Origin of the sequence: Limnospira sp. PMC 1279.21 (assembly GCF_032349615.1) — a bacterium.
Classification (GTDB): Bacteria; Cyanobacteriota; Cyanobacteriia; order Cyanobacteriales; family Microcoleaceae; genus Limnospira; species Limnospira fusiformis.
On the sequence record NZ_JARPLU010000194.1, the window covers coordinates 1 to 7,813 of the forward strand.

The 7,813-nt window shown below is 46.6% G+C and carries 5 protein-coding genes; 1 reads left to right on the top strand and 4 read right to left on the bottom strand.

The window, feature by feature from the left end; all coding sequences use genetic code 11:
* Positions 1-167: 167 nt before the first annotated feature.
* Positions 168-320, bottom strand: coding sequence for a hypothetical protein (locus tag P5683_RS20905; protein ID WP_315645894.1), 153 nt, complete (start codon positions 318-320; stop codon positions 168-170).
* A gap of 149 nt (positions 321-469) precedes the next feature.
* Complete coding sequence (locus tag P5683_RS20910; protein ID WP_008056852.1) at positions 470-2,872, bottom strand: cation-translocating P-type ATPase; 2,403 nt, start codon at positions 2,870-2,872, stop codon at positions 470-472.
* A gap of 143 nt (positions 2,873-3,015) precedes the next feature.
* Here P5683_RS20910 and P5683_RS20915 point away from each other — a divergent pair, with 143 nt between their 5' ends.
* Entirely contained in the window at positions 3,016-4,350 is a 1,335-nt protein-coding gene (locus tag P5683_RS20915; RefSeq protein WP_006621753.1) for a methylglyoxal synthase, read from the top strand.
* Positions 4,351-4,353: 3 nt separating this feature from the next.
* Here the strand turns inward: P5683_RS20915 and P5683_RS20920 are convergent, their stop codons facing one another.
* On the bottom strand, positions 4,354-6,117 hold the full coding sequence (locus tag P5683_RS20920) for a hemolysin family protein (RefSeq protein ID WP_006621754.1): 1,764 nt from the start codon (positions 6,115-6,117) through the stop codon (positions 4,354-4,356).
* A 277-nt stretch (positions 6,118-6,394) separates the two neighbouring features.
* On the bottom strand, positions 6,395-7,054 hold the full coding sequence (locus P5683_RS20925) for a hypothetical protein (protein ID WP_006667966.1): 660 nt from the start codon (positions 7,052-7,054) through the stop codon (positions 6,395-6,397).
* Positions 7,055-7,813: the final 759 nt, after the last annotated feature.

Sequence of the window (7,813 nt, forward strand, 5' to 3'; positions counted from 1 at the left end):
TCAAGCCGCTTTCACCCTTCACCGGACTTCCGAAACCCGGTGGCTTGTTGAGACTTTTAGAAACCCGGTTTCTTTTCCCATTTCTTTTCCCAGTAGCAGGGCGATCGCCACTTTAAGAAAAATCGACCCCGGAAATCTTAACCTGTAAATCAAGCCGCTTTCACCCTTCACCGGACTTCCGAAACCCGGTGGCTTGTTGAGACTTTTAGAAACCCGGTTTCTTTTCCCATTTCTTTTCCCAGTAGCAGGGCGATCGCCACTTTAAGAAAAATCGACCCCGGAAATCTTAACCTGTAAATCAAGCCGCTTTCACCCTTCACCGGACTTCCGAAACCCGGTGGCTTGTTGAGACTTTTAGAAACCCGGTTTCTTTTCCCAATTACCCTCACTTATGGAGAGGTTTCCCCCGTGGCTTTTCCTGATATTACTATTCCCGTGGACGCGATAATTTCAGCCGTTATATAACCAGCTATTCCGGCTGGGATTTTATTGATGGGGGAAAATCGGCGGGGGTGAATTGGCGACGTAATAGTAGGGAATTGGTGACTACACTCACCGAACTAAAAGCCATAAATGCCGCTGCTACCGAGGGACTGAAAACTATACCAAAACCTGGTAGCAGGACACCCGCCGCCATGGGTAAACCGATGGTATTATAAGCAAAAGCCCAGAACAGATTTTGGCGAATTTTGTTGAATGTTTGTTGACTCAACCGAATAGACTCCACTACGTCACCGAGTGCGTCTCCCATGAGTACAATATCAGCAGTTTCGATCGCCACATCAGTTCCGGTTCCCAAAGCGATCGCTACATCAGCCTGAGCTAAAGCCGGAGCATCATTAATCCCATCCCCCACCATGGCTACCCGGTGTCCTTGCTGTTGGTAAGCAGCGATCGCCTTAGCCTTATCTTCCGGTCGCACTTCTGCCAGCACCGACCCCTCAGACAATTGTAGCTCCGAAGCGATCGCCTCGGCTACCGAAAAGCGATCGCCTGTGAGTAGAACTACATTTAACCCCATTTTCTGGAGCCGTTCCACCGTCATTTTAGCATCAGACTTGAGGCGATCGCAAATACCAATCACCCCCACCAACTCATCACCCACAGTCACATATACCACCGTTTCTCCTGGTGGAATTATCGATAACACCGACTCCGACAAAATCACCCCACAGCCGCTCAAACCTTCTGCACTACCCACCCAAACTCTCTCTCCATCGACCATAGCAGCCGCACCCAGCCCCGTCTGAGTCACAAAACCTTCCGCATCTATAATAGGCAGGTTACGCCCTTCTAAGGCTCTACAGATGGCGGTAGCGATAGGGTGATGGGTTCCCTGTTCCACCGCCGCCGCCAATTGCAAAATCCGGTCATCACTAAAGCCGTGAGACAAACTAACGCAGGTAGTCACCTGGGGAGAAGCCGTCGTCAAAGTTCCCGTCTTATCAAAAACCACAGTGTGGAGTTGGTGAACCCTCTCTAGGATATCACCACCTTTAATCAATATACCTCGTTCCGCACCGATCGCAGAACCCACTAAAATAGCCGTAGGGGTAGCCAGTCCCAAAGCACAGGGACAAGCAATCACCAAAACAGCGATCGCCAATTTGAGACTCAATAGCAAAGGTGCATCAACCGCCAAATTCACCCCTCCCGAGGTCATCACCTCCGGCCAAATTTTAGTGCCAATTGTGTACCAAAAAATGAGAGTCAGCGTCGCCAAACCCATGACCAGATAAGTAAAATATCCCGCCACCTTATCCGCCAAAAATTGAATCGGTGCTTTGCGAGTTTGAGCCGTTTCTACTAAACTGATAATTTGGGCAACAGTAGTTTCTTCTCCCGTGCGAGTTGCCGCAATTATCAGCCCTCCCGACTGGTTTAAAGTTCCCGCAAAAACCATTAAATCCCGTTGTTTAGTCACTGGGAAAGACTCTCCCGTGAGCATCGACTCATCAACCGTACTACTCCCCATAATCACCCTACCATCAACGGGGATTTTCTCACCCGGAAAAACCTTAACCAAATCCCCCACCCGCACCTGTTCCGCCGGAACCTCCACCGTCGGAGATGACCAGGCGATCGCCGAATTTTCCTGAGTTAGTTCAGGTAGTTGTGTCGAGAGAATCACCTGAGCCGTTGTCGGTTGCAAACCCCACAAAGCCTCAAAAGCCCTAGCCGCCCTAATTCTTGCTTGTTGTTCCAGGGTTTTTCCCAGCAAAATAAACCCCAACAGCATCACAGGTTCATCAAAGAAACACTCCCAACCCAACCGAGGAAATAACAGAGCCACCAAACTCGCAGTATAGGCGCTAATAGTCCCCAATCCCACGAGGGTATTCATATTAGGAGCATTTCGCGCCAGACTACGCACGCCATCCACTATAAGCGATCGGCCTGGGAATAGTAAAGCCAAAGTGGCTAACCCCCAGTGAAACCAAATACTACTCACTAGGGGAAGCCCTCCCCAAGCTATATGATGAAAGTGACCTATTCCCGACAGAAAAATCAGCACCCCACAAATAATCACCCGCCCAATTTGGTCGCGCATTTCTTGGCGGTGACGTTCCTCAAAAGTCAGCTTTTGGTGAGCCGCAGACCCATAACGCAGTTGACTATTAAACCCCGTTTCTGTTAAAATATCGGCCAGTTTTTGTGGATCGACTGTACCGGGTTCACATTCAACCGTCGCCACTTCCGTGGCTAAGTTAACCCGAACAGCAATCACCCCCTGCTGCTGGTTTAGTTGACGTTCTACCGCCATCACACAACCAGCGCATTTCATTCCCCCAACATCCAAAATAATCGTCTGTGTGGGTAGGGTAGTCGAGGTTAACTGCTGCTCTGATGTAGTTTGGGGATTTAATTGCATAGATATGGATACCCTAGATATCAGCTAATTTTGAGTTTTTGGGGGAGAAACAGCCCGAAACCATCACGGGAATTGGTGAAACTTATGCCCAAATAATTGATAATTGTTGACTGTCTACTTTTAACTGTCAACTATAATCCCCCATGTCTACAACCATCGCCCTAATCGCCCATGATAGCCAACGAGAGGAACTTGTCAGCTTTGTAGAAGAGAATACTGTGGCTTTGTCCTTCTACGAACTAATCGCTCCAGAAAGGACCGCCCAATATCTCCTACAGGGAACGGGAGTAGAGGTGCAGGTGTTATCATCTCTCCATCACGGAGGAGATATTGAACTAGCCTATCGCATCCTACAGGAAACAGAAATCGCCGCTGTAATTTTCTTCCTCGATCCTGGTTTTAACTTATCCTCCCCCGAAATTCAAGTATTGATTCGCGCTTGTAACCTGCAAAATGTACCCCTAGCCACCAACCGCGCTACTGCTAGGGCTATGTTAAGCGGTCTCACCCGTAGTCGGTCGGCTTGTTTAATTTTTAACCCGGTTTCCGGGACGGGGAACTCCCAACAGGACTTGGTTTTGATTCGACAATTGTTAGAACCCCATATATATCTCAAGGTATCCTTCACAACTCCTACCATTAGCGCCGAACAGTTGGCTAAGGAAGCCGTTGAATCCGGGGTGGATATCGTTATTGCTTCTGGAGGGGATGGAACCGTCTCGGCGGTCGCTGGTGCGGTGATGGGAACAGATATCCCTCTGGGTATCATTCCGCGCGGGACGGCTAATGCTTTTTGTATGGCTATGGGAATTCCTGGGAATATTCGCGGCGCTTGTAATAATATTATCGCTGGGTTAATTCGCACAGTTGACATTGCTACCTGTAACGCGCGCCCTATGATTCTATTGGCTGGAATTGGTTATGAAGCCGAAACCATTGATAAAGCTGATCGGGAAACTAAGCAGCGTTGGGGCGCTCTGGCTTATATAATGGCGGGATTACAACAACTCGATGAGCAAGTCCTTTTTGATACGGAAATCGAGATTGATGGAACTATCAGCCGAGTTCGTTCTGGTGCTGTCACTATTGCTAATGCGGCTCCGGCTACCTCAATTTTAGCTCAAGGTTTGGGAGAGGTTATCCCTAATGATGGGAAGTTAGAGGTGTTGATTTTTGCTGCTAATCAAAACGAAAATCAGAAATTTACTAAAGTTAGGGCGATCGCTGGTATGGTAGAATTGTTTGGGTCGGCTTTGCTGAAAACCGGAACCCAGCGCGATCACATGATTGGGTTACGCGCCACTAACGTTAAGGTGAAAACTGAACCCCCTCAAAAAGTTGTCCTAGATGGTGAAATTATCGGGACTACACCCATAGAAATTCAATGTATTCCCAACGGGTTAAAGATTCTCGCACCGTCCGTTATTCCGCAAACCAGTGACCAGAACACTGAAACCTCAGAAAAGGCTGAGAGTTAACAGTTACCTCCCCCTCTCCTCTCCTTCTGTATCCTCAGAGTCCGAAGACTCCCAAAGTTCTGCGATCGCATCATCAACCTGGCTATTTTCTAAGGGGGAATTATCGGATATTTTGGGGGTATCATTATCGGGTGGGGGGGTGATTTCATCCATAGCCGTTAAACTATCGGCTTCCCTATCCTCATCGGCTTCCCTATCCTCAGAGTCTCCCGACTCCAACAGTTCCGCAATGGTATAATCAACCTCGCTTTTTTCTGATGGGGAATTATCCGATATTTTGGGGGTATCATTATCGGGTGGGGGGGTGATTTCATCCATAGCCGTTAAACTATCGGCTTCCCTATCCTGAGAGTCTGGCGACTCCAAAAGTTCCGCAATAGTCAGTTCAGCATCTGATGTAGTTTTAGGTCGCAACTGAGAGATTTGGATTTGTTCCAAACGGGGACCCTCGACTAACACCACCTTAAATTCTAGGTTGTGGTAGGTCAAGACTTCCCCAACGGCGGGGATTTTTTGCAGTTGATAGGTGAGAAAACCCCCCAAAGTTTGATACTCTTCATTTAAGGGTAAATCCAAATTTAACAGTTCGTTAACTTCCTCAACATCCAACTGAGCCTGGACTAAAAAAGTCTGGTCATCGACAAACTTAATATCCCCATCTTCCCCTTCGGCTAATTCCGAACCATCCCCAATAATTTCGGAGATTAAATCGTCAATGGTTACCAGTCCGGCTGTACCGCCAAACTCATCTACCACAATAGCCATTTCCTGTTGCGATCGCTGTATTAGGGGTAATAATTCACTGAGTAACATTTGCTCAGAAACAAACCGAGCCGCGCGAACCCAGGTTAAAATAGGTGTCTCCTCATCAAGCTGTCTTTCCGCTAAAGGTTTGGCTAAATCCCGAAAGTCTAAAATCCCCAAAATATCATCTAAGGATTCCCCCGTAATAGGGTAACGAGAATGGTTAGAAACTGCCATTTCTTCTAGGAGGTTTTGAAAGGTGGCGGTATGAGGAAGCGAGACAATACTGGTGCGAGGAATCATCACCTCTTCAGTGAGTACATCCCCAAATTCAAACACATTATTAAGTAGCTGTCTTTCCTCAGCTTCTAAACCCATGGATTCACTAGATGTAGTGATAATTAGCTGCAATTCTTCTGGGGTTACGCGGGTGTAAGGTTGTCCGGTGTAGTTAATTCCCAACAGACGCAATAACAGCCGGGTAGACTGATTTAAACACCAGACAAATGGCTTAAAAATTCGAGCGATCGCCAAAGAATAAGGGGCCCACATTCTGGCTATCTGTTCAGGATATAATAGCGCCAGAGATTTGGGGACTAATTCCCCCAGCACAATTTGCAGATAAGCCAGCATAAAAAAGGTGACAATGGAAATAGACAGGGAATGAGCCAGCCACCCTTGGAATTGGTATAAAGGAATTTGATTAAGTATCTGGCGAATCACCACCGCCATAGTTGATTCACCAATCCAACCCAAAGCCAGACTCGACAGCGTAATCCCAAATTGGGTAGTAGACAGCAATAAATCTATGCGTCTTTGTAATTGCTGAACCGTGATAGCAGGTAAATCTCCTTCATCCACTAACTGGCTAATTCGCGATCGCCTTACCGACACCATCGAAAATTCAGCCGTCACAAAAAAGGCATTAACAGCAATCAGCAAAAACACCGATAATAATCGCCCAAAAATATCCTGAGCCGTCAGCGTTAATCCTGATAAATCACCCAAGGAACTTGTATCCATACAATTAATAATTAATAATTAACAATTAATAATTATTAATTACAGCTTTTGGGGGAATCATGCCATAGGCTTTCACTCGTCCATCTCTCCCCCTGGGTGAGGGATTTAGGGATATGATGCTGGAGAAACTATCACTATATTTCATGCTTATTGTTGTGTTTATCGGATGTGCTTATCGGAAGCATAACAATTATTAATTGTTCATTATTAATTATTAATTGTTCATTGTTCATTGTTCATTGTTCATTGTTCATTGTTCATTGCTCATTGTTCATTGTTATTGTGCCACAGGAATACCCGACATTTGTAATTGCAAATTTTGTTCTGGATAGTCCGTTAAACTGATAGCCAGTTCCTGAACATTATCTAGCAAAGCCGTAGAGATAGCAATAGTTCCAGTATAAGTTTGAGTCCCTGGTGGTAGTTGACCAGGTAGAGAATCTACACTAGCACTTAAAGCACGTCCCTGGTCATCAGTTACATTCAGGAAACTATAAAGAAACCGCACTGATTGATCACTTTCGTTTTTGAGATTGACATTTAGCTGTAAAGAATTGCTGCGGCGTTGGGTGGAGGTGATTTCCATAGTGACACCCCCATCACTGCTAACAATAGGAAATGTAACTTGGTTAGTGGTTTCCGATCGCGCCTGATCCTCTTCTTTGGGTTTCTCCTGGGTTTGGGGTTGAGGAGGTGGGGTATCCGGATCAACACCCCCGGCTGCTATGCGTTTTTTGACTTGAGCGATAATATCTTCTTCTCTGAGGAGTTTTACTCCCTCTTGACGGGAAGATGAGTTATTAATGCGATCGCTAATGTTGCTGGGTCGCACGTCTGGCTGAGTGATTTCCTTGAGTGCATCACGACCGAGTTTATATCCTGTCGAAGAACTGAAGATACCCGCTCCAAACATCATAACCAGCAGTACAATTGTCATGATTACTGTTGAATTCAAGCTGATCTCCTGTGATACTATATATACTATGTGCGAGACGTTCAGGCATGAAATAGGGTTGTAATACCCAAAATAACCGCCTGGTGGGGACTCCAACCCCTCGGTTGGATATAAGGAGCGCACTCCTGACCATCCTCATAACTGTTTATATGTCCCGACGCTATGGTAGATAACTATTATAGCAAGGCAGGGAACTCAAGGTCATAAACCAACTGAGAAATCAGGGAGTAGAGAGTAACGGCGAAAGCCACCCCCAGTTTTGGGAATCATAACCCCAGGATTGAAGCGGAGAACGGAAGGCTCCGAGGTGTAACCCAACACCGGAATCGAGACCACTGCCAACCATCCATGATTAGGGAAACCGAATGTCCGGCTTGAACCATCGTAAATACAGAGTAGCGAAATAGGTTGACACGCTGCGATCAAAAGAGTAAGGAGAAAAAGTAGGAGGTTACCATTACTACCTACACAGACCTTTAAAAGTACCCCGGTGGAAAGGACAAATCTAACGATGGAATGCCCGTATAAACGGAACGTTTTAAGTCCTCCCGGACTCTAACTATCTGGTCGAGGTAGTTAGTAGTGACAAATGTAAGCGCAAGTCCTAGAGGATGTGAGATGTGACCAGAAGCCAACGCCCGGCTGTAATGGACGGGAAATGCTAACAGGTCACGGTTTGATTGTAAGATTAGGGGTCGAGAGTGAAGTCACCTTCATCCCCTCCCATTCAGAACCGTGCAC